This window comes from Thiocystis violacea (assembly GCF_016583565.1).
Classification (GTDB): Bacteria; Pseudomonadota; Gammaproteobacteria; order Chromatiales; family Chromatiaceae; genus Thiorhodococcus; species Thiorhodococcus violaceus_A.
The window spans coordinates 14732-35720 of sequence record NZ_NRRF01000012.1; the positions used below are offsets into that span (position 1 = coordinate 14732).

Sequence of the window (20989 nt, forward strand, 5' to 3'; positions counted from 1 at the left end):
ATGCCAGAGCTTCCAGAGGTCGAAACCACGCTTCGCGGGATCCGGCCCCACCTCGAAGGACGACGCATCCAGGATCTGGTGGTACGGGAGCCCCGGCTGCGATTGCCGATCGCGCCCGAGACGGCGGCGCAGGTCCAGGGACAGCGGATCCAGACACTGTCGCGGCGCAGCAAGTACATCCTCATGGGGCTGGAGCGTGGGACGCTGATCCTCCATCTTGGGATGTCCGGAAGTCTCCGGGTGGTGCCGACGGAGAGTCCCCCGCGGCGCCACGACCATCTGGACCTCATTCTGCCTGATGCGCGCTGCCTGAGATTTCACGACCCCCGCCGCTTCGGAATCTTCCTCTGGACGCCGGATGGACCGGACATGGCTCAAGCGGAGCATGCGCTGCTGCGGTCCTTGGGACCCGAGCCGCTCGGCGATGGCTTCGACGGGGACTATCTGTACGCGTCGAGTCGAGGTCGGCGCGTAGCGGTGAAATCCTTCATCATGGATGCCGCGATCGTGGTCGGCGTAGGGAACATCTATGCCAACGAATCGCTCTTTCTGGCTGGGATCCATCCGGCCCGGCTCTGCGGTCGGATCGGTTTGGCCCGCTACCAGCGCCTTGCCGAGGTCATCCGCTCCGTGCTCTTGGCGTCCATTACCCAAGGCGGTACGACGCTGCGGGATTTCGTCCGCGAAGACGGGCAGCCAGGCTACTTCGCCCAATCTCTTCGGGTCTATGGGCGTGAGGGCCAGCCGTGCAGAAGCTGCGGCGAAGCCATTCGACAGCGACGGATCGGACAACGCTCAAGCTTCTACTGCTCGCGCTGTCAGCACTGACACGAGAGGAATCTGAGTCGAATGATGGACACCTGGTGGCTGGAGTATGGCGGCGATGTGATCTGGGTCGGAGTGGGCGTATGCATCCTTCTGAGCTACCACCTCTTCGTCGCCGTGAGCGTCTGGCGCAACCCCAATTTCACCGTGCAGAGCGTCAATCGGAAGGCGAGGCGAGCCTGGGTCCATCACATCATGGCGGAGCCGGCCAACGGAATTCTGGGCGTGCAGACCCTGCGAAACTCGACGATGGCCGCAACCTTCTTCGCGTCCACCTCCGTCATCCTCATCATGGGCGTGCTCACCTTGAGTGGAAAAGCCGATGAGATCGCGCAAGGCTGGCACACCCTGAACATCATCGGCTCCCGCCACCCCGGGCTTTCCGAGATCAAGCTGCTGGTCCTGCTGGCGGACCTGCTGATCGCCTTCTTCAGCTTTGCCATGTCCGTCAGGCTTTACAACCACGTGGGCTTTCAGCTCAGTCTCCCGGCGAAGGTGAGGCCCCTGGCGGTGGATCCAGACAAGGTGGCCCATCATCTGAATCGGGCGGGATCCTTCTACAGCACCGGGATGCGCGCCTACTATCTGAGCGTTCCCTTGGTGTTCTGGCTCTTCGGGCCGCACCTGATGGCGCTTTCGAGTCTCATGCTGGTGGTCATGCTCTACTTCATGGACCGTATGCCGCCGGTGCGCCGTCCGGACTGACGCGCAAGGGCCTCGAATCGCCGGCAACAGGCGACCAGAGCTGACCCCTGGGCGTGCAGATCGCCGCCGATCAGCAGGATGCAATCGCGTCCGTGCGTCCTGTGCTCTCATAGGGACGGAGCATCCAGTCGACGTGCGAGGCCAGTGGCCGGCCCTGCTGGCCTTGGAGCGCACGCGGTGTGAATCCGATGAACGTCGATTGACGGTCGCCATGCCGAGGAACTATGTTCAAGTCAGTCGCGAATCTTCGCGATGCGTCATCGATAGACGGTGACGACCAACCGACAATCTTGGGGGATTCCCATGAGTCGCTATGATTTTGCGGTCTATATCGGCCGCTTTCAGCCCTTTCACGACGGTCATCTCGCTTGCGTTCGCCAAGCACTGGAGTTGGCGCCGCATCTCATCGTCCTCGTCGGCTCCATCAATCGCCCGAGAAACATCCGCGATCCCTTCGGCTACGCGGAGCGTCGGGAGATGATCGAGGCCGCCATCCCGGCTGGTTTGCGCGACCGGGTGATCATCTCCGGGGTCTCGGATCGGCTCTACAACCTGCCGCAGTGGGTCGCCGGCGTCCAGGCCGCCGTGGGCAGGATCGTGGGAGACGCGGCGGGGCAGGGGGCCTCCATCACCCTGGTCGGGCATCGTAAGGATCAAAGCTCGGACTATCTGGACCTCTTTCCGCAATGGGCCTTCAATCCCGTGGACGCGGTGAGCATCCTCTCGGCCACGGAGATCCGCGATGCGCTCTTCGGGGTTCCGGAAGAGGACATCGCCGGCGTGCTGAAGGGGCAACCGCTCCCAGAGGGCGTCAAATCCCAGTTGAGCGACTGGATCGACGCACATGACGACGCCTGGCGGGCCTTGAGAAGTGAGTGGGCCTTCATCAAACGCTACCGGTCCCAGTTCGACGGATTGCGCTATCCGCCGATCTTCCAGACCGTGGACGCGGTCGTGCTGCAGGCGGGGCACATCCTCCTGGTCGAGCGGGGCGCCCATCCGGGCAAGGGTCTGCTCGCGCTGCCTGGGGGTTTTCTGAATGCCGAGGAGCGGATCGAGGACGCGGTCATTCGCGAGTTGCGCGAGGAGACGGGCATCAAGGTACCGGAACCCGTGCTGCGGGGGAGTCTCCGGGCGCGGGCCAGATATGACGATCCGCTGCGCTCGCTGCGCGGACGCACCATCACGGACGCCTTCCTCTTCGAGCTGCGACCGGGGCCGCTGCCGCGCATCAAGGGCGGCACCGATGCCCGGAAGGCGCAATGGACCTCGCTCGCGGAGTTCCAGTCGCTCGAGGCGCAGATCTTCGAGGACCACTTTCATATCGTCCAGGATCTGCTCGGGCGAATCTGACGCGGTGGCGATCGGCGGGCGTCGCCTCGCTGATCCGCCGCAAGCATCCGGCCCTCGCGCGAGGGCCACACATACCCCGGGGGTTCCGGGGTCGAACGGGAGAGACCCATGAAGATCGACACACTGGCCAAGCTGCAGTCCAATTTCATCCTCAACACGGATTCCTACAAGGAGTCCCATTACGCACAGTTTCCGCAGGGCACGGAAGCCATTCTCAGCTATGTCGAGTCCAGGGGAGGGCGGTTCGATCGGACCCTGTTCTTCGGGCTCCAGATGTTCGTCCAGGAGTATCTGAGCCGCCCCATCACCCGCGAGATGATCGACGAAGCGGCGGATTTCTACGCACGCCACATGCCGGGCTCGCCGTTCAATCGAGGCGGTTGGGATGACATCCTCGAGCGGCACGCGGGCTTTCTGCCGATTCGCATTCGGGCCGTCGCCGAGGGTTCGGTGGTGCCGATTCGACAGGTTCTAGCGACGATCGCCTCGACGGATGAACGGATTCCCTGGATTGGGCAGTTCGCCGAGACGGCCATCCTGCGCGCGATCTGGTATCCCACGACGGTTGCCACCATCAGCTGGCAGGTCAAGGCGTTGATCCGGCGCTACCTGGAGCGGACCTCGGAGACACTGGCTGGCCTGCCCTTCATGCTGCACGATTTCGGGGGACGGGGTGTCAGCTCATTGGAATCCGCGGCCCTCGGCGGCGCGGCACACCTCGTGAGCTTCCAAGGATCGGATACCGTTCCTGGCGTGATTGCCGCAAATACCTACTATGACGCGGAGATGTCCGCTTTTTCGATACCAGCAGCCGAACACTCCACCATCACGGCCTGGGGGGAGGCACGTGAGGTCGAGGCCTATCGGAACATGCTCGAGCGCTTCGCGCGGCCAGGAGGCATCTTGGCCGTCGTCTCAGACTCCTATGATCTCGAACGCGCCATCGGCTTCTGGAATCAGGAGCTGCGTCAGCAAGTCATCGACTCCGGCGCGACGCTCGTCATCCGGCCAGACTCTGGGCACCCGCCCACCGTGGTCCGTCGAACCCTGGAGCAATTGGCGGCGGGTTATGGCACCCGCACGAACGCCAAGGGCTACCGGGTGCTCAATCATGTCCGCGTCATCCAAGGCGATGGCATCGAGTACGACTCGATCGGTGACATCCTGGCAGAGGTCGAACGGGCGGGTTTCTCGGCCGAGAACCTCGCCTTTGGGATGGGCGGCGCGCTTCTGCAACGCCTGGATCGCGACACCCAGAGATTCGCGCTCAAGGCCTGCGCCATCAAGATCGACGGCGCGTGGCAAGACGTGTTCAAACGGCCGAAAGAGGATCCGGAGAAGGCATCCAAACGGGGCCGTTTGACGCTGTTGCATAACGCCGAGTTTGGCGCCTGGCGAACGCAGCGAGTCGAGACGCCCATCGAACCGGGATGGGGAGAGGCCTTGGCGCTGGTCTACGAGGACGGGGTCATGCACCAGCGCCAGACCCTGGCGGAAATCCGAGCGAGGGCGGATGCCGCCCTGGACGGATTCATGGCTAACTCAACAGCGCGCTGATTCTGGCCGAAGACGCGCCGGCCGGAGGCTCATGCGAGCCTTCGGCGCGTCGCTCTAGGTGATTTCCGGGAAACAACCTACCAACAGTCCGGCAGGCCCTGGCGGGTGGGAGTGATCCAGGCGTTTGAACACATGTCGAGCGGGGTTGGCGCAGAGCGCCGAAGAGGCGCGTGGCACCGCAGAGCGGTGCCACGAGATGGGAAAAAGAATCTCGGCCTCTTGGGCCATCTCATTCCCGGAACTCGCCTCATTTTCCGAGACAGAAGCTCGCGAAGATCCTCCCGAGGAGGTCGTCGGACGTGAACTGGCCGGTGATTTCTCCGAAGACATGCTGGGCGAGATGCAGCTCTTCAGCCACCAGCTCTGCCCCAGCACGATCATCCAAATTCCCGAGCGCGCGCTCGAGGTGACCCAGTCCCCGCGTGAGGGCGTCGACATGACGTCGACGTGCGATGAAGGCACCTTCCTGATCCGCGGCCAAACCGGCGCGTGCCTTCAGATGCTCGCGCAAGAGCCCAAGGCCTTCACCCGTTCTCACGGAAAGCGCGATCTCCGGGCCATCCGCGACCTCCGTCATGCGCGCCGGCTCGCCCAGGATGTCGATCTTGTTCCTGACGCGGGTGACCGGGATGTCGGTCGGCAGTGAGCCAGCTGTCGTCGCATCCGGGCCGATTCGGGCGTCATAGACCCAGAGCACCACGTCCGCCTGGACCACGGCATCGCGGGCCCGTCGGACGCCCTCCCGCTCGACGGGATCGTCGCTCTCGCGCATGCCGGCCGTGTCGACGATCCGGATCGGGAGTCCGTCTACCTGGACATCGACCTTGAGGAGATCGCGTGTGGTCCCCGGAATATCGGTCACGATCGCTGTATCGGCGCCGGACAGCGCGTTGAGCAGACTGGATTTGCCGACGTTGGGCGAGCCCGCGATGACGACCGCCAGACCCTCACGAATCACCTGGCCTCGATGCGCCTCGGAGAGGATTTGCCGTGTCGAGGCGACGAGTTCGACGAGATCCGCCCTGACGCTCGATTCGGTGAGCAGATCGATGTCCTCGTCGGGGAAATCCAGAGTCGCCTCGACATACATCCGCAGTTGGATGAGGTGCTCGATCAGTGCATGAATGCGTCGCGAAAAGGCGCCTTGCAGGCTGCGCCCGGCGAGACGGACGGCGAGCGTCGTGGAGCTCTCGATGAGATCGGCAATGGCTTCCGCTTGGGCGAGATCCACTTTCCCATTGAGGAAGGCGCGCTCGCTGAACTCGCCGGGCCGGGCCAGCCTGGCGCCAAGCTCCAGACAGCGGCGCAGCAGGAGATCCATGACCACCGGACCGCCATGGCCCTGAAGCTCGAGCACGTCCTCACCCGTGAAGGACTTCGGTCCGGGAAAGAAGAGGGCGATGCCTTGATCGATGAAGTCGCCGTTGGCTTCGAGGAAGACACCAAGGCTCGCATAACGAGGCTGCGGGGCTCGACCGAGGATTCCCTGCGCGATCTCCACGACACGCGGCCCACTTACCCGCACGATGCCGACGCCGCCGATCCCCGGCGGCGTGGCAACGGCGGCAATGGTGTCCGTGGCCATGGCCTCGGCGCGTGCGGCCTATCTCCGGCGCTTGGCGGCTTCTTTCTCGATGTTGCGCGTGATATGCCATTGCTGCGCGATCGAAAGGAGGTTGTTCACCGTCCAGTAGAGCACCAGGCCCGAGGGGAAGAAGGCGAAGAAGACCGTGAAGACGAACGGCAGGCTCATCATGATCTTGGCCTGCATCGGATCTGGCGGTGCCGGGTTCAGCTTCTGCTGGGCGAACATGGAGACGCCCATGATCAGCGGCAACACATAGTAGGGATCCGGCGCGGAGAGGTTATTGAGCCAGAGGGCGAATGGGGCCTGACGCATTTCGACGCTATCGAGAAGCACCCAATAGAGCGAGATGAAGACCGGAATTTGGATCAGGATCGGCAAACATCCGCCGAGTGGGTTGATCTTCTCCGTCTTGTAGAGCTCCATCATCGCTTGATTGAGGCGCTGCTTGTCGTCGCCGTAGCGATCCTTGAGCGCCTGCATCCGCGGAGTCAGCTGCCGCATGTTGGCCATGGAACGGTAGCTGGTTTCGGACAGCTTGTAGAAACCGGCCTTGATGAGAATGGTCAGGAAGATGATCGACCAGCCCCAGTTCCCAACCAAGGAGTGGATGGCCGTGAGCAGCCAGAAGATGGGCTTCGCAATGACCGTCAGCCAACCGTAGTCGACCGCCAATTCCAGCCCTGGCGCAATGGTTTCGAGTGTGTTCTGCAGCTTCGGCCCGATGAAGAGCTGATTCTCGAACGTATGAGAAGCGCTCGGGGCGATGCTGACAGCCGGGGAGTACTTCCCGATGATGTAGCGCGAATCGCCCAGGACACTGGTATAGAAGCTCTCCGCAATGCCGCGTGGCGGAATCCAGGCCGCCATGAAGTAGTGCTGAATCATCGAGATCCAGCCGTCCGTGACGGTCTTGTCCAGCTTGCCCTTCGTCATGTCGTCGAAGGAGACCTTCTTGTACTTATCCTCGGGGCTGTAGTAGACGCCACCCGTGAAGGTATGGATGAACTTGGCTTCGTTGGGATCGTGGAGCTCGGTGCGCTGGAGTTGGTTGTATTCGCGGGCGACCAACGCCGTACCCGTGCCGTTGCTCACTGATTGCTTCGTGTCGATCAAGTAGCTGCCGCGCGAAAACCTGTAGGTCTTGGTGACCTCCACGCCAGCGCCGTTCGACCAGACCAGGACGACCTCCAGTGCGTCGCCGTCGCCAAGGCTGTAGCTCGCCTTGGCACTCGAGAAAATGGCCTCGTGAGTCGGCAATGCCGACGCCTTCTCACCAAGCAGACCGGACTGCGAGATGAACATGTTGGGTGGGGACGGCTTCATGAGCCGGTACTTGTCATCCGGCTCTTGGGGCGTGACAGGATAGTCCAGCAGCCAAACGCTGCTGATGGTGCCGCCGCGCGGCGAGATATCCACCCGGAGAACGTCGGTTTCCACGCGGATCGGAGCCAAGCCAGATGCTTCGGTGCCTTCGGCAGATGACATGCCCGAGGTGACAGCGTCCGGGGTGGTCGCGACTGCGGGCACGCCGGCAATCTCCGGAGATGGAATGCTCGGTGCAACCAGGGTCTGCTCCGCCGTCGACTGGGGCTCCATGGGCCGCGCGTAGTCTTGCATCCAGGACTCGTAGATCAGGAACAGCACCGCGGCAAGTGCAAGAACAAGGAACAAGCGCTGGTTATCCATGAATCGTGGTCTGCCTTTCGTGTGGGACTGGGTCGATGCCACCCGGATGCCAGGGGTGACACCGCGACAAGCGGCGCACAGCCAGATAGCTCCCGTGGAAGATGCCGTGTCGCTCGATGGCCTCGACGGCATAGTGGGAGCAGGAAGGGTAGAAGCGGCAATGTGGGCCGAGGAGCGGACTGATCAGGTACTGGTAAATCTTGATCAGGCCGATCAAGAATCGACGCATGGTGATTTCCTGATGGTAGCCCAAGCGTGCTCTAGGGTGTCGAAGAGCCGCTGGCTTGGCATGGTCGGCGCGCCACGCGCGCACAGGACAACGACGTCAACGCTTGGAAGCCGCTGCCAGTTGAGCCGAAAGCTCTCGCGGGCGATCCGTTTCAACCGGCTCCGATCGACGGAGCGGCGGGCGCATTTCTTTGAGATGGCGAGACCGAGTCGCGCGGACGTCAGACCATTGGGTCGATACAGCACGACGTATCCGCCCCGGCCTGTCTTTAGAGGCTCAGCGAAGATGCGCTGGAACTGTCCGGAGTTTGTGAGTCTCCGGGCACGCGGAAAGCGCTGGTCCGAGCGGCCAGTCGTATCCGTGGCGCTCAGGGTGCCAGGCGGACGCGGCCCTTGGCGCGGCGTGCGCTCAAAACCTTGCGGCCGTTGCGCGTCGCGCTGCGGGCACGGAAACCATGGGTGCGAGCCCGCTTCAGGCGGCTAGGTTGGAAAGTGCGCTTCATGAACGGTACTCCAAGGGTCGAAGAGGGTGAGGTGCGGGCCTGTGAGAACCCGCTAGAAAAGGGCCGGAAATGTAGGCAATTTTTGATGGAAAGTCAATGGCCCAAACGCATTTGCCGGACGTCGTGGTTGTGGATAAGTCGACCGGGGGGCGCTAGACTGCCGAAGCGGTCGACATGCGGCCCAGGCGTGCCTGGTCCTAGCTGAGGCCGCCCTGCCGTATCCAGCCAATCAAAAGGATGGGGGTGTGCCTCGCACCGAGCCGTCCAATTCGAACGAGACAACAGATGTCGGGAATAGGTATTGATGTTTGGGATCAATGTGTCAGACATCTCAAAGGGGAGCTGACGTCAGCGGAGTTCAACACCTGGATCCTGCCGCTGCAGGCACGGGTCGACGGCTCGCAGCTCAGGCTTCTCGCACCCAACAGATTCGTCCTGGATTGGACGCACAAGCACTACGAGCAGCGGCTCCTGCAGCTTTGCGCCGATTACAGCAAGGGTGTGGTTTCCCAGATTCGCTTCGAGGTCGGTGCGTTCGATCGGGCGACCGAGACCGGCCAGGGCGGCAGCGATCCAGGGAGCGGCAACACAGGCCCAGAGCTGCAGCAGAGGCGTGCGAGTGCGAATCTGAATGCCGATTTCACCTTCGATACCTTCGTCGAAGGCAAGTCAAATCAGCTCGCGCGGGCGGCTTCCATGCAGATCGCGCAGAATCCCGGTACGGCTTACAACCCCTTGTTCATCTACGGGGGGGTGGGACTGGGCAAGACGCATCTCATGCACGCGGTGGGCAACGTCATTCTGGCATCGAATCCGGGCTCACGGGTGATCTATCTGCACTCTGAGCGCTTCGTGGCGGAGATGATCAAGGCCCTGCAGCACAACAGGATCGACGAATTCAAGAAAACCTACCGATCCGTCAATGCCTTGCTGATCGACGATGTGCAGTTCTTCGCCGGGAAGGAGCGCTCGCAGGAGGAGTTCTTTCACACCTTCAACGCGCTCTTCGAGTCGCGGCAGCAAATCGTGCTGTCGAGCGATCGCTTCCCTAAGGAAGTAGTGGGACTGGAGGAGCGTTTGCGCTCGCGCTTTGGCTGGGGCCTCACTGTATCGATCGATCCGCCGGATCTCGAAACCAGCGTGGCCATCTTGCATTGCAAGGCGACCCAGCTCGGCATCGAGCTCCCCGAGGACGTCGCCTTCTTCGTCGGGCGCCGGATCCGCTCGAATGTCCGCGAGCTCGAGGGCGCGTTACGACGCCTTGTCGCCAACGCACAGTTCACGGGCAAGCCCATCACGCTCGAGTTCTCCAAGCACGCCTTGCGGGATGTCCTCGCCGCACAGGACAAGCAAGTGAGCATCGAGAACATCCAGAAGACGGTCGCGGAGTATTTCAAGCTACGCACATCCGACCTCCTGTCCGCGAAACGCAGCCGCTCGCTCGCCAGACCGAGGCAGATCGCCATGGCCCTGGCAAAAGAGTTGACGAAGCACAGTCTTCCCGAAATCGGCAGTGCGTTCGGTGGTCGCGACCATACGACCGTGCTTCACGCGACCCGCAAGATCAAGAGCTTGAGGGAAAGCGATGCCGGGGTCGAAGAGGACTACAAGAACCTGTTGAGAATACTCAATGCATAGCTGTGCAAAAGCTGTGGGCAGATTTGGCGATCCTGTCCGCTCGTTATTTATCCACAGATTCACCAGTAGATGTCCAGGTCGCTCGACGAGCGCAGACGGCTGTTTTATATCGAATTAGTGGAAAAAATCCAGTTATCCACAGACCTTATCATTACAATCTTGATATCTATTTATCTAATTGAGTAGGGAGCCGTCCATGGATTTCGTCGCGAACCGCGAAGTCTTTCTGCCCGCCATCAACAAGGTCATCGGCGTTGTCGAAAGACGTCAGACGCTGCCGATTCTTGGCAATCTCTTACTCGTCGCCCGGGGGGAAGGCGTCACGCTGACAGGGAGCGATCTGGAAGTGGAAGTTCGGACGGACTTTCCCGCGACCGTGAAGGAGGAGGGGGAAACCACCATTCCGGCACGAAAGCTATCGGATATCTGCCGAAATCTCAGCGACGGGGCAGAGATTCGCTTGCGATTGCAGAACGAACGCTGCGTGGTCACGTCCGGGAGGGGGCGGTTTGCGCTCGGCTATCTACCCGCGGGTGGTTTTCCGACCATGGAGCACGAAGACCGGGGCTTCGAGCTGAGCATCAAGGAGCGAGAGCTCAAGCGGCTGCTCGACAAGAGCGCATTCGCCATGGCGCAACAGGATGTTCGCTACTACCTGAATGGCCTCCTCATCGAGGTCAACAGCTCGAGCCTGATTGCAGTTGCGACAGACGGTCATCGGCTGGCGAAGTTCGTCGTAAAGACCGATCTCGCCGTGGACGCTGCGCGGCAGGTCATCGTGCCGAACAAGACAGTGATGGAGTTGCGTCGGCAGCTCACGGCTTCCGACGACGAGGTGCGGGTGTGGTTGGGAGAGAAGAGTCTTCGCGTGTTCGTGGGGCCCATGACGATGACATCTAAGTTGGTGGACGGTCGCTATCCGGAGTACGAGCGGGTCATCCCGCGGGATGTTGGCGAGGTCGCTGTGATTGGGAAGGACGCGCTCCGTCATGCCTTGTCGCGGACGGCCATTTTGTCGAACGAGAAATATCGAGGTGTGCGCCTGAGCTTGGCGGAGGGCACCCTCAAGCTGCTCGCGCACAATCCCGAGCAAGAAGAAGCGGAGGAGGAGATCGAGATCGAGTTCGATGGGGAGGCGCTGTCGGGTGCCTTCAACGTCGCTTACATGATGGACGTCCTTGGCGCGGTTGACGTGGACAAGGTGCAGATTCAGTTTCATAGCGGGAACAAGAGTTCCGTGTGGCGCGGGCTGGGGGCGGAGGACGAGACCTTCGTGGTCATGCCGATGCGAATTTGACGGACGATTTCGGCGGAGACGACTTCGGCGGATATGGTGCGCGGTAGCGATGGAGCACGCCAAAGTGGCTTGCGGGCGCTGGGTGTGGAGTCGCTGCGAAACCTGAGGCAACTGAGGCTGGAGACGGATGCGTCGGTTGTAGTGATTACTGGCGGGAACGGTGCCGGTAAGACCACTGTTCTGGAGGCGGTCTACCTGCTTGTGCGGGGAAAGTCATTTCGGGGCCAGAAGGCGGGCCCACTTTGCACGACGGGAGAGCGCCGCCTAAGCCTTCGAGGCCGTTTCGACCTTCCAGATGGCGAGCCTTTTCACATCCGTTTCGAGAGGGATCGGTCCGGAACGAAACGCGTTTTTGATCCGGAGGGCGGGCTAGACCAGTCTTCTGGTCGATTGCCCGTTCAGATCAAGCTGGTCAGCGAGAATGCCCAACTGCTCCTGGATGGTGAGCCAGAGCTTCGACGGCGACTGCTGGACTGGAATGTGTTCCACGTGGAACCAAGGTTTGCTCGCGTTCATCGGGACTTCCGGCGCACACTCGCTCAACGTAATGCCGCACTGAAGGGGATGGCTCGCCATCAGGGCGTATGGGATAGCGCTTTCGCTCAAGCCGCAGGGGCGTTGACGGCGTACAGACACGCCTTCTTCACGCACTGGCGAGGTGAGTTTCTGCGCCTGGCGGCGACGCTGCCGTTCTTGGTCGACTGTGACTTGCGCTTCGACCCTGGGTGTCCCGCGGGACTCAGTCTGGAAGAGGCGATGGCAGCCGCGCGGGCGGATGAGCTCGAACGGGGCTTCACCGTGATTGGCCCATCTAGGGCGGACCTTTACATCGCGCGAGACGGTCGTCGCATTGGGTTCTCGCGCGGCCAAACGAAAGCCGTCGTCGCCCTCTTGCAATTGGCGGCCGAGGCGGTTCACCGTGCGCATGGCCGCGCCCCCGCCATCTTTTTGCTCGATGATTTCGAGGCAGAGCTAGACGAGGCTACGGCGGGGAGTCTATGGGAACAGTTTTCCGCGACCGCTAGCCAGCTCATCGCCACGCGCGTGACATCCCGGCGGGAGTGCGGCCTGCTTCTGACGCGTCCCTCGGTCGATATGTTTCACGTGGAACATGGTGTTCTCACACCCACTCCGTGACCTGAGCGCCTCGGCAGCCCTGTTGACCACGACGCCTTTTCAAGCGACTTCAATCGTTTAGCTCTGACTGCTCCGCTTCCCGTATAATAGGGCAGCGGTCGGTTCCACGGGCCGATCCACGCTTCTGCTGAGTTCCGCGCACTTCGCCGGGGTCGCATCCAAGACATCGAGAGTTCTTGGACAGCGATCCAGAGGCATTTCATCAATCCTTCCACTCGCGACCAACCCTAGCCTAATGACCTACGATTCCACGAATATCAAGGTGCTCCGAGGATTGGATGCTGTTCGCAAGCGTCCGGGCATGTACATTGGCGATACGGATGATGGAACCGGCCTGCACCACATGGTGTTCGAGGTCGTCGATAATGCCATCGACGAAGCGTTAGCCGGCTACTGCAAGACTGTTTCGGTCATCATTCATGGCGATGGGTCCGTTTCAGTCATGGATGACGGGCGCGGAATCCCGGTTGATATTCACGCGGAGGAAAACCGCTCTGCCGCGGAGGTCATCCTCACCGTCCTGCATGCCGGCGGCAAATTCGACGACAACTCGTACAAGGTTTCGGGTGGACTGCACGGCGTTGGTGTCTCGGTCGTGAACGCGCTCTCTGAACGCCTCCATCTGAAGATCTGCCGCGGCGGCAGCATCTATGCGCAGGAGTACCGCCTAGGTGTGCCTCAGCACCCCCTCAAGGTTGTTGGCGAGACCGAGAAGACGGGGACCGAGATCCGCTTCTATCCATCCGCCGAGACCTTTTCGAACCGGGATTTCCACTACGACATCCTTGCTCGTCGGCTTCGTGAGCTCTCCTTCCTCAACTCCGGCATCCGTATCACGCTCTTGGACGAGTCAAGTCAGCGCAATGACACCTTCGAGTACCAGGGCGGTATTCAGGCGTTCGTCCAGCATCTGAATCAGAACAAGGAACCCATCCATCCGACCGTCATCTATTTCACGGCCGAACGGCAGTCGATCTCCGTCGAGCTGGCGATCCAATGGAACAACAGCTATCAAGAAACGATCTTCTGCTACACCAATACGATCCCTCAGAAGGACGGCGGAACCCATCTGGCGGGCCTGCGTGCCGCGCTGACACGGACCCTAAACTCCTACATCGAGCGTGAAGGATTGGATCGTAACCAGAAGGTCAGACCCGTGGGCGATGATGCCCGCGAAGGTCTTACCGCCGTGCTCTCGGTCAAGGTGCCTGATCCGAAGTTTTCTTCGCAGACCAAGGACAAGTTGGTCTCCTCGGAAGTGAAGGCTGTGGTGGAATCCCTGGTCGTCGAACAGTTGGACATGTTCCTTGAGGAGCAGCCGGCCGAGGCCAAGATCATTGCCAATAAGATGCTCGAGGCTGCTCGCGCCCGCGAGGCCGCCCGCAAGGCGCGGGAGATGACGCGTCGCAAAGGCGTGTTGGATGTCGCAGGGCTTCCAGGAAAGTTGGCGGATTGCCAAGAAAAAGACCCAGCGCAATCCGAACTCTATCTGGTCGAGGGCGATTCCGCGGGCGGGTCTGCGAAGCAGGGACGTGACCGAGCCTTCCAAGCCATCCTGCCGCTGAAAGGGAAGATCCTCAACGTCGAGAAGGCTCGCTTCGATAAGATGTTGTCCTCCGCAGAGGTCGGAACCCTCATCACCGCCCTAGGCTGCGGCATCGGTCGAGAGGAGTACAACCCGGACAACCTCCGCTATCACCGCATCATCATCATGACCGATGCGGACGTCGACGGGGCGCATATCCGTACGCTTCTGCTGACCTTCTTCTACAGACAGATGCCGGAACTCGTCGAACGCGGCCACATCTTCATCGCCCAACCGCCGCTCTTCAAAATCAAGAAGGGAAAGCAGGAAGACTATCTCCTCGATGAATCCGCACTCAACGGAGCTATGCTTCAAGGTGCTCTCGACGGGGCAGATCTCTATGTGACGGCCGATACAGTGCCGCTCGCAAGCACGGCGCTCGAGGCATTGGCGAAGGACTATCAGGTCTCGGTCGGTATCGTTAAGCGCTTGGCCTCGCGTTACGATGCGGCCTTTCTCGAAGAGTTGATCAGCTCAGAATCCGTCGTAGACGCGATGCTGTCTGATGTGAGTCAGCTCGAGACCTGGTGCCAAGCCATGGAGCGGCGGCTGAATCGAGCTGGCTCCCTCTCTTTGCGCTACCACCTCAGCCTGAGCGAAGTCGGTTCAGACAAGCCCGTGAGTCTGCAGTTGACTCGACTCATCCACGGAATCCCCGAGACGCGAGTCATCCCTCTCGATTTCTTCCATACAGCGGACTACTCCAAGCTCAGAGAACTCGGTGACAAACTGGCTGGCTTGATCGAGCCGGGTGCCTACGTTCAGCGAGGCGAACGACGCAAAGAGATTACCGATCTCGGCGAAGGGATTCGCTGGCTGCTTGCAGAGGCGCAACGCGGTTGCAGTATCCAGCGCTACAAAGGGCTAGGTGAGATGAATCCAGAGCAGCTCTGGGACACCACGATGAACCCGGAGTCGCGTCGTCTCCTGCGGGTCACCATTGAAGATGCGGTTGCCGCAGATCAGATCTTCACGACACTCATGGGTGATCAGGTGGAGCCCAGGCGTCTATTCATCGAACGCAATGCACTCAGCGTGGGAAATCTGGACGTCTGAGTCTTTGCTCCCTGCGTCCTTTGACAGGGCGCAGGGGTGGCCATCGCAATGGATGGCAGCAGGCTAGCGATCCGCAAGGGCTGCGACCGCCCCTTCGATCCACTCTTCCGTCAAAGCATTGATCTCGGTGGCCTTGCGTCCTTGAGTTTGGAGCGAGGGACCGATCACCACATCGATGATTCCAGGGCGTTTCATCAGACTCCTCCGCCCCCAGAACACACCGGCGTTGTGCGCGATGGGAACCACGCGTCGCCCGCTACGCTCGGCGAGTAAGGCGCCGCCAATGCCGTAGGTGTGCTGCGTTCCAGGCGCGACCCGAGTTCCCTCGGGAAACACGATGATCCAGCGCCCCTCATCCAAGCGCTTCGTGCCCTCACGTATCAGTTTGGTGATTTCCCGCCTGCCGGCCGCACGGTCGATTGGGATGGGGTCGAGGCGATTGAGCGCCCAGCCGAAGAAGGGAATGCGCGTCAGTTCCTGCTTGAGAACCCAGGACTGGTCGAGCGGGAGCAGGACCCTCAAGGCAATGATCTCCCAGGCGGACTGATGCTTGCTCAAGACGACCGATGGCTCCCTCGGCAAGTGCTCGATGCCCGTCACCCGGTATTCGAGCCCACAAAGGTGCTTCAGGGCATGTAGGTTCAACACGCCCCATGAGCGTGCCAAGCGCGCAACCAGGTGCTTCGAGCGACCCCATCCAACCAGAAGGATCGCAATGGAATACAGCAGGCTCGACCCAAGAAGGACCACTTGATAGAGAAGAGAGCGGAGAAGGAGCATAACTATCCCAGTGATTGGAGGAGGGTATCTGCGGCGTCTGCGAGATCCCGAAAGACGCGGACGCCGTCCAGCTCGGCGGACGCTTGCGCGCTGTCGGCCCGGAGAGCCGTGAGCGTCCGTTCGCCCTTGCCGGTTCGCACGAGCCAGGGAGCTGCGCCGACCTTGCGTGCGGCCTGGATGTCACTGAGCGAATCGCCGATGAAGGGCACGCCCTTGAGTCCTGATCCGAGCCGCTCGCCGATGTCATCGAGTAAAGCGGTTCCCGGCTTCCTGCAAGTGCAGCCTTGGCGTGGTCCATGGGGGCAAAAGGCGATCAGCTCGATCCGACCGCCTTGCGCGGATACCAGCTCTTGAAGCCTCTGATGCATGGCGTTCAGCTCGGTCAGCGTAAAGAGTCCGCGTGCCAGCCCGGATTGGTTGGAGGCGACCGCAAGGCGATAGCCTCTCTGTGACAACCGCGCCATTGCCTCGATGCTGCCTGCAATCGGTGTCCACTCGGCCACCGATTTGATGTAGGCGTCCGAGTCGTGATTGATGACCCCATCGCGATCCAGGATCAGGATGGGGTGCGAGGAGGACCAGGCGGGGCTCACTGCAGCTTCGAGATATCCGCGACCTGAAGGAAGAGCGACGACAGTGACTGCAAGAGCGCGATCCGATTCTGGCGTACCGCGTCATCCTCGGCCATGACCATGACATCGTTGAAGAACTGATCCACCTCATCCTTGAGGTGAGCGAGGGTCGTGAGGATCGCCGAATAGTCGCGCTCAGCCGCAAGCGGACCAATCTCGTCTTGTAACGCCTGAATACGCGTGGCGAGTCGGATCTCGGCGGGCTCTGAAAGGAGACCGACGTCGACCGAGGCCGCTCGATCGCCACCCGTCCGCGCCTTGGCCAGGATGTTTCTGATTCGCTTGTTGGCGGCCGCGAGACTCTCAGCCTCAGGGAGCGCACGAAACTGCGTCACGGCGGCAACACGTCGATCAAGATCCCAGGGGTTGGTCAGCCCCGTCTGCAGGACCGCCTCCACCGTATCCGGTGCGACGCCTTGGTCGCCATAGTAGCTCGCCAAGCGTTCCAGCATGTAGGTCAAGACCCCGTCGACGACATCCCCTTGCAGCCGCCCGACCGGAAAGCCTTCTCGCGCCGACTCCAGCAATCCACGAAGATCCAAGTCGAGCGGGGTCTCGATCAGGAGACGTAACACCGCGATCGACGCTCGCCTGAGGCCATAGGGGTCTTTCGCTCCGGTCGGACGCAGGCCGATGCCGAAGACACCCACGAGGGTATCGATCCGATCCGCGATCGCGAGTGCCTGGCCGCAGCGACTCGCTGGCAGTCCGTCTCCCGCGAAGCGTGGGAGGTACTGATCTTCCATCGCCGCACAGACGCAAGGATCCTCTCCCGATCGCGCGGCGTAGTAGCGCCCCATGGTCCCCTGAAGCGCGGGGAACTCGTAGACCATCGAGGTGACCAGGTCACACTTCGACAGCAGGGCCGCGCGTTCGATCAATGCCGAATCCGTGCCCAAGGCGCCGGCCAATGAACTGGCCAGTCGGCCCACCCGCCGGCTCTTCTCGGCGATCGTGCCCAGCTTGTCTTGAAAGACGACCGTTTCCAGTCGTTCCGCGAAGTCCACCAGGGAGTGTTTGAGGTCCTGCGACCAGAAGAAGGCCGCGTCCTCGAAGCGCGGCCGAATGACCCGCTCGTTGCCGGCGCGGACTTTGTCCGGATCACGGCTCAGAATGTTGGCGACCGCAATGAAGCGCGCTTGAAGCGTGCCTGCCGCGTCCTCGAGCGGGAAGTATTTCTGATTGCTCTGCATGGTCTCGATCAAGACCTCGGCGGGGATGTCCAGAAAGCGCTCATCGAACCGGCAGAGCAATGCCTGCGGCCATTCGACCAGGGCTGTGACCTCATCGAGCAGAGCGGGTTCGATGCGCGCACGGAGTCCGTGCGATGCAGCCAGGTCGGTCACCTGCTGACGCACGGCCGCACGCCGCTCCTCGAAGGAGGCCTCGACGCGTCCAGTCTCCCTGAGCACCTGGGGATAGTCCGTTGCGGTGCCGATCTCGATCACCTCCGGATGATGGAAACGATGCCCGTGCGTGTGTGGGCCGATCCTGAGACCGAGCACCTCGCCCTCGATGGTCGCGCTTCCCATCTTCCCGCAGACCCAGTGCACCGGGCGGACGAACTCCTCGGCGCGATCACCCCAGCGCATGCGCTTGGGGATCGGGAGCGCGGCCAGGGCCGCCTCCGTCATCGCCGGGACCAACTGAGCGGTATCCTGCCCCTGATTGAAGCTGCGGAAAACCAGCCACGCGCCCTTGTCTGTGTGCTCCTGCTCCAACGCCTCGATCTCCACCCCGCACGAGCGGGCGAATCCGAGCACCGCCTTGGTCGGCTTTCCGTCAGCGTCGAACGCGGCTTGGAGTGCCGGACCACGCCGGACGCTCTCCTGATCCGGCTGACGGGTGGCGATTCCATGGACCAAGAGGGCCAAACGCCGCGGGCTCGCAAAGCGCTGGATCTCCCGATACGCGATGCTGTTTGCATCCAACTGTGATCGGAAGCCCTCTTCGAAGGCCTTCGCGAGCCTTGGCAAAGCGACCGGTGGGAGCTCCTCCGTTCCGATTTCGATCAGCAGATCAGTGTGTGTATCCACGGTCGACTCCCGATTATCGTCTTAGCATGGGGAAACCGAGTGCCTCCCGCTTCTCGAAATAGGCCTGCGCGACCGCACGCGACAGCGCGCGAACTCGCAGGATGAACCTCTGGCGTTCGGTGACCGAAATCGCCCCCCGAGCGTCGAGGAGGTTGAAGGAGTGAGACGCCTTGAGCACCTGTTCGTAGGCCGGGAGTGGCAAGCCGCGCTCGACCAGCTCGGTGCTCATGCGTTCGCAGGTATCGAACTGCGCGAAGAGCGCCTTGGTGTCCGCGATCTCGAAGTTGTATTCGGACTGCTCGACTTCGTTCTGGTGGAAGACGTCCCCATAGGTCACCGTCGCATCGGCCGTGCGGCTCCACACCAGGTCGTAGACGCTCTCGACCTCCTGGAGATACATGGCGATGCGCTCGAGTCCGTAGGTGATCTCACCTGTCACGGGTCGACAGTCGAGTCCGCCCACCTGTTGGAAGTAGGTGAACTGGGTGACTTCCATGCCATTGAGCCAGACCTCCCAGCCCAGCCCCCAGGCGCCGAGCGTCGGCGACTCCCAGTTGTCTTCGACGAACCGGATGTCGTGCACCAGCGGATCGATTCCGAGATGCCGCAGTGAGTTCAGATAAAGGTCCTGGATCTCCAACGGCGACGGTTTGAGAATGACCTGGTACTGGTAATAGTGCTGCAGCCGATTGGGATTGTTGCCATAACGGCCATCGGTCGGTCGACGTGAGGGTTGTACATAGGCACTGCGCCAGGGCTCGGGACCAATGGAGCGCAAGAACGTCGATGGATGGAAGGTGCCCGCACCCACTTCCATGTCGTAGGGCTGTACGATGACGCACCCGAGTTCGGCCCAATAGCGCTCGAGTGCAAAAATAAGACCCTGAAAGGTCGAGACGTCCTCGGATTCGAGACTCAAGGTGGACTCCTGCGACGAGGTGAGCGATGAAATCGCACAGTATATGCGCTCGACGCGCCTGCTGCGCCGACGAGATGAGGTCTCGCCGCACCCATTCCCGCCGTGTGAGCGAAGCCGTGCTCTGTCGTATACTGCCGGCCCGCCCCCATTGCGTCATCAGTCGGTACCCCTAACCGTGATTTCCGATCAACAGTCTCGCAGCGATCGCAGCCAAGCCGTCACCCGCACCGCTATCGTTGGGGCCATTATCAACCTGCTGTTGTCGGTCCTGAAGGTGCTGGCGGGTCTTGCCGGCCATTCGCAGGCCCTGGTGGCCGACGGCATTCATTCCCTCTCCGATCTCCTCTCGGACCTGCTGGTTCTGGTCGCGGGACACCATGCCGAGCAGGGTCCGGACCCCGAGCATCCCTATGGCCATGCCAGATATGAGACGGTCGCAACCCTCGCGCTAAGCTTCTTACTCCTTGCCGTGGCGATCGGGATTGGCTGGGACGCGACCGACCGTCTCTTCCATCCGGGGGAGCTGTTCACCCCAGGGATCGTCGCCCTGGCGGCGACGCTCGTATCCATTGGGGCCAAGGAGTGGCTCTACTGGTGGACGCTCGGCTACGCGAAGAGAGTCCGGTCCGATCTGCTGCGCGCCAATGCCTGGCATCACCGCACTGATGCGATCTCCTCTGTCGTGGTCTTGGTGGGGATCGGGGGTACCATGGCGGGCCTTCCCTATTTGGACGCGATCGCGGCGGTCATCGTCGCCATCATGATCGCCAAGATCGCCTGGGATCTCGGCTGGGAAGCCACCACGGAGCTGGTCGACACGGGACTTACGTCGGAAAGGATAGAAGAGGTCAATGAGACCATTCGCTCGGTCGGTGGCGTTCGCGATATCCACATGCTGCGCACCCGCCGTTCTGGCGGCCAGGTGTCGGCCGATGTCCATGTCCTGGTCGATCCCGATGTGAGTGTCTCCGAAGGACACATGATCAGCGTGCTGGTCGAGCAGCGCCTCAAGCGCGAGATCGACGAGATGACGGACGTGACCGTCCACATCGACCCGGAAGATGACGAGCAAGCCCCGCGATGTCCGAGGCTGCCCATGCGCGCGGAGGCGTTGGCTCGGCTTGCGTCCTTGTGGTCGTCGATACCCGCGGCGAACGAGCGGCAGCGCATTACCCTGCACTATCTGCGTTCCCGAGTCGATGTCGATGTCTACTTTCCCCTCACCGCCTGCCAGCGCGACGGTGCCGATCCGCAACGGCTTCACAGTGAACTCGCGGCGGCCCTGAGAGAGGATTCCGCATTCAGGGAGCTGCGAATCTACTTCGGACTCTAGCACGCACCATGATAGTGCATCTTTGCCTGGCGCCGCCCATCTCGGTGCGCGGTTGGTTTCCGACACCGAACGCAGCGGTACTTGTTCTGCACGGAGGCGGCATCTCCGCCCGCGACGTTTCAGCTCGACAG

At 61.6% G+C, this 20989-nt stretch carries 18 protein-coding genes; 9 read left to right on the forward strand and 9 right to left on the reverse strand.

Features of this window, described 5'->3' with window-relative positions; all coding sequences use genetic code 11:
• From mutM to CKO23_RS07300, 4 genes are all read left to right on the forward strand, one after another.
• Complete coding sequence (gene mutM / locus CKO23_RS07285) at positions 1 to 828, forward strand: bifunctional DNA-formamidopyrimidine glycosylase/DNA-(apurinic or apyrimidinic site) lyase (protein ID WP_200329559.1); 828 nt, start codon at positions 1 to 3, stop codon at positions 826 to 828.
• Positions 829 to 849: 21 nt separating this feature from the next.
• Entirely contained in the window at positions 850 to 1530 is a 681-nt protein-coding gene (locus CKO23_RS07290) for a DUF599 domain-containing protein (RefSeq protein ID WP_242482276.1), read from the forward strand.
• A gap of 303 nt (positions 1531 to 1833) precedes the next feature.
• Positions 1834 to 2883, forward strand: coding sequence for a bifunctional nicotinamide-nucleotide adenylyltransferase/Nudix hydroxylase (locus tag CKO23_RS07295; protein WP_200329561.1), 1050 nt, complete (start codon positions 1834 to 1836; stop codon positions 2881 to 2883).
• A 108-nt stretch (positions 2884 to 2991) separates the two neighbouring features.
• Positions 2992 to 4440, forward strand: coding sequence for a nicotinate phosphoribosyltransferase (locus tag CKO23_RS07300; protein ID WP_200329563.1), 1449 nt, complete (start codon positions 2992 to 2994; stop codon positions 4438 to 4440).
• A 247-nt stretch (positions 4441 to 4687) separates the two neighbouring features.
• Here CKO23_RS07300 and mnmE read toward each other — a convergent pair whose 3' ends face one another.
• Genes mnmE through rpmH form a run of 5 tightly spaced genes read right to left on the reverse strand, consistent with a single transcriptional unit; the run spans position 4688 to position 8445 of the window.
• On the reverse strand, positions 4688 to 6025 hold the full coding sequence (mnmE, locus tag CKO23_RS07305; protein ID WP_200329565.1) for a tRNA uridine-5-carboxymethylaminomethyl(34) synthesis GTPase MnmE: 1338 nt from the start codon (positions 6023 to 6025) through the stop codon (positions 4688 to 4690).
• Positions 6026 to 6043: 18 nt separating this feature from the next.
• Positions 6044 to 7714 (reverse strand): membrane protein insertase YidC, encoded by a 1671-nt coding sequence (gene yidC / locus CKO23_RS07310; RefSeq protein WP_200329566.1) that lies wholly within the window; start codon positions 7712 to 7714, stop codon positions 6044 to 6046.
• A complete protein-coding gene (gene yidD / locus CKO23_RS07315; protein WP_200329568.1) occupies positions 7707 to 7943 on the reverse strand; it encodes a membrane protein insertion efficiency factor YidD in 237 nt (78 codons plus the stop codon). Before yidD ends, yidC begins: the two co-directional genes overlap by 8 nt.
• A complete protein-coding gene (rnpA, locus tag CKO23_RS07320; protein ID WP_200329689.1) occupies positions 7928 to 8314 on the reverse strand; it encodes a ribonuclease P protein component in 387 nt (128 codons plus the stop codon). Before rnpA ends, yidD begins: the two co-directional genes overlap by 16 nt.
• Positions 8311 to 8445 carry a 50S ribosomal protein L34 gene (gene rpmH, locus CKO23_RS07325; protein WP_200329570.1) on the reverse strand — a complete coding sequence of 45 codons (135 nt, stop codon included), beginning with the start codon at positions 8443 to 8445 and terminating at the stop codon, positions 8311 to 8313. The genes rnpA and rpmH overlap by 4 nt, the downstream gene beginning before the upstream one ends.
• Before the next feature lie 285 nt (positions 8446 to 8730).
• Between rpmH and dnaA the strand changes: the two genes are divergently transcribed.
• From dnaA to gyrB, 4 genes are all read left to right on the forward strand, one after another.
• Entirely contained in the window at positions 8731 to 10083 is a 1353-nt protein-coding gene (dnaA, locus tag CKO23_RS07330) for a chromosomal replication initiator protein DnaA (RefSeq protein ID WP_200329572.1), read from the forward strand.
• A gap of 196 nt (positions 10084 to 10279) precedes the next feature.
• Complete coding sequence (dnaN, locus tag CKO23_RS07335) at positions 10280 to 11380, forward strand: DNA polymerase III subunit beta (RefSeq protein ID WP_200329573.1); 1101 nt, start codon at positions 10280 to 10282, stop codon at positions 11378 to 11380.
• Positions 11381 to 11413: 33 nt separating this feature from the next.
• Positions 11414 to 12517 carry a DNA replication/repair protein RecF gene (gene recF, locus CKO23_RS26695; protein WP_200329576.1) on the forward strand — a complete coding sequence of 368 codons (1104 nt, stop codon included), beginning with the start codon at positions 11414 to 11416 and terminating at the stop codon, positions 12515 to 12517.
• A gap of 235 nt (positions 12518 to 12752) precedes the next feature.
• The gene (gene gyrB, locus CKO23_RS07345) at positions 12753 to 15158 is read left to right on the forward strand and encodes a DNA topoisomerase (ATP-hydrolyzing) subunit B (protein WP_200329578.1); all 2406 of its coding nucleotides are present in this window, start codon (positions 12753 to 12755) and stop codon (positions 15156 to 15158) included.
• Positions 15159 to 15221: 63 nt separating this feature from the next.
• On the opposite strand, the gene CKO23_RS07350 is transcribed toward gyrB, so the two are convergent.
• Genes CKO23_RS07350 through glyQ form a run of 4 tightly spaced genes read right to left on the reverse strand, consistent with a single transcriptional unit; the run spans position 15222 to position 19525 of the window.
• Positions 15222 to 15938 carry a lysophospholipid acyltransferase family protein gene (locus CKO23_RS07350; RefSeq protein ID WP_200329580.1) on the reverse strand — a complete coding sequence of 239 codons (717 nt, stop codon included), beginning with the start codon at positions 15936 to 15938 and terminating at the stop codon, positions 15222 to 15224.
• Positions 15939 to 15940: 2 nt separating this feature from the next.
• Positions 15941 to 16531 (reverse strand): D-glycero-beta-D-manno-heptose 1,7-bisphosphate 7-phosphatase, encoded by a 591-nt coding sequence (gene gmhB, locus CKO23_RS07355; RefSeq protein ID WP_346014579.1) that lies wholly within the window; start codon positions 16529 to 16531, stop codon positions 15941 to 15943.
• A complete protein-coding gene (gene glyS / locus CKO23_RS07360; RefSeq protein WP_200329582.1) occupies positions 16528 to 18606 on the reverse strand; it encodes a glycine--tRNA ligase subunit beta in 2079 nt (692 codons plus the stop codon). Before glyS ends, gmhB begins: the two co-directional genes overlap by 4 nt.
• 13 nt (positions 18607 to 18619) lie before the next feature.
• Positions 18620 to 19525 carry a glycine--tRNA ligase subunit alpha gene (glyQ, locus tag CKO23_RS07365; RefSeq protein WP_200329584.1) on the reverse strand — a complete coding sequence of 302 codons (906 nt, stop codon included), beginning with the start codon at positions 19523 to 19525 and terminating at the stop codon, positions 18620 to 18622.
• A gap of 175 nt (positions 19526 to 19700) precedes the next feature.
• On the opposite strand from glyQ, the gene CKO23_RS07370 reads away from it, so the two are divergent.
• Complete coding sequence (locus CKO23_RS07370) at positions 19701 to 20858, forward strand: cation diffusion facilitator family transporter (protein ID WP_346014580.1); 1158 nt, start codon at positions 19701 to 19703, stop codon at positions 20856 to 20858.
• Positions 20859 to 20989 lie beyond the last annotated feature (131 nt).

What these genes read in the sequence shown, in the direction of transcription:
- mutM (WP_200329559.1), top strand. Translation starts at nt 1, where the DNA reads ATGCCAGAGCTTCCAGAGGTCGAAACCACGCTTCGCGGGATCCGGCCC.
- mnmE (WP_200329565.1), bottom strand. Translation starts at nt 6,025, where the DNA reads ATGGCCACGGACACCATTGCCGCCGTTGCCACGCCGCCGGGGATCGGC.
- CKO23_RS07350 (WP_200329580.1), bottom strand. Translation starts at nt 15,938, where the DNA reads ATGCTCCTTCTCCGCTCTCTTCTCTATCAAGTGGTCCTTCTTGGGTCG.
- yidD (WP_200329568.1), bottom strand. Translation starts at nt 7,943, where the DNA reads ATGCGTCGATTCTTGATCGGCCTGATCAAGATTTACCAGTACCTGATC.
- CKO23_RS07290 (WP_242482276.1), top strand. Translation starts at nt 850, where the DNA reads ATGATGGACACCTGGTGGCTGGAGTATGGCGGCGATGTGATCTGGGTC.
- yidC (WP_200329566.1), bottom strand. Translation starts at nt 7,714, where the DNA reads ATGGATAACCAGCGCTTGTTCCTTGTTCTTGCACTTGCCGCGGTGCTG.
- CKO23_RS07300 (WP_200329563.1), top strand. Translation starts at nt 2,992, where the DNA reads ATGAAGATCGACACACTGGCCAAGCTGCAGTCCAATTTCATCCTCAAC.
- recF (WP_200329576.1), top strand. Translation starts at nt 11,414, where the DNA reads ATGGTGCGCGGTAGCGATGGAGCACGCCAAAGTGGCTTGCGGGCGCTG.
- dnaN (WP_200329573.1), top strand. Translation starts at nt 10,280, where the DNA reads ATGGATTTCGTCGCGAACCGCGAAGTCTTTCTGCCCGCCATCAACAAG.
- gyrB (WP_200329578.1), top strand. Translation starts at nt 12,753, where the DNA reads ATGACCTACGATTCCACGAATATCAAGGTGCTCCGAGGATTGGATGCT.
- dnaA (WP_200329572.1), top strand. Translation starts at nt 8,731, where the DNA reads ATGTCGGGAATAGGTATTGATGTTTGGGATCAATGTGTCAGACATCTC.
- rpmH (WP_200329570.1), bottom strand. Translation starts at nt 8,445, where the DNA reads ATGAAGCGCACTTTCCAACCTAGCCGCCTGAAGCGGGCTCGCACCCAT.
- CKO23_RS07295 (WP_200329561.1), top strand. Translation starts at nt 1,834, where the DNA reads ATGAGTCGCTATGATTTTGCGGTCTATATCGGCCGCTTTCAGCCCTTT.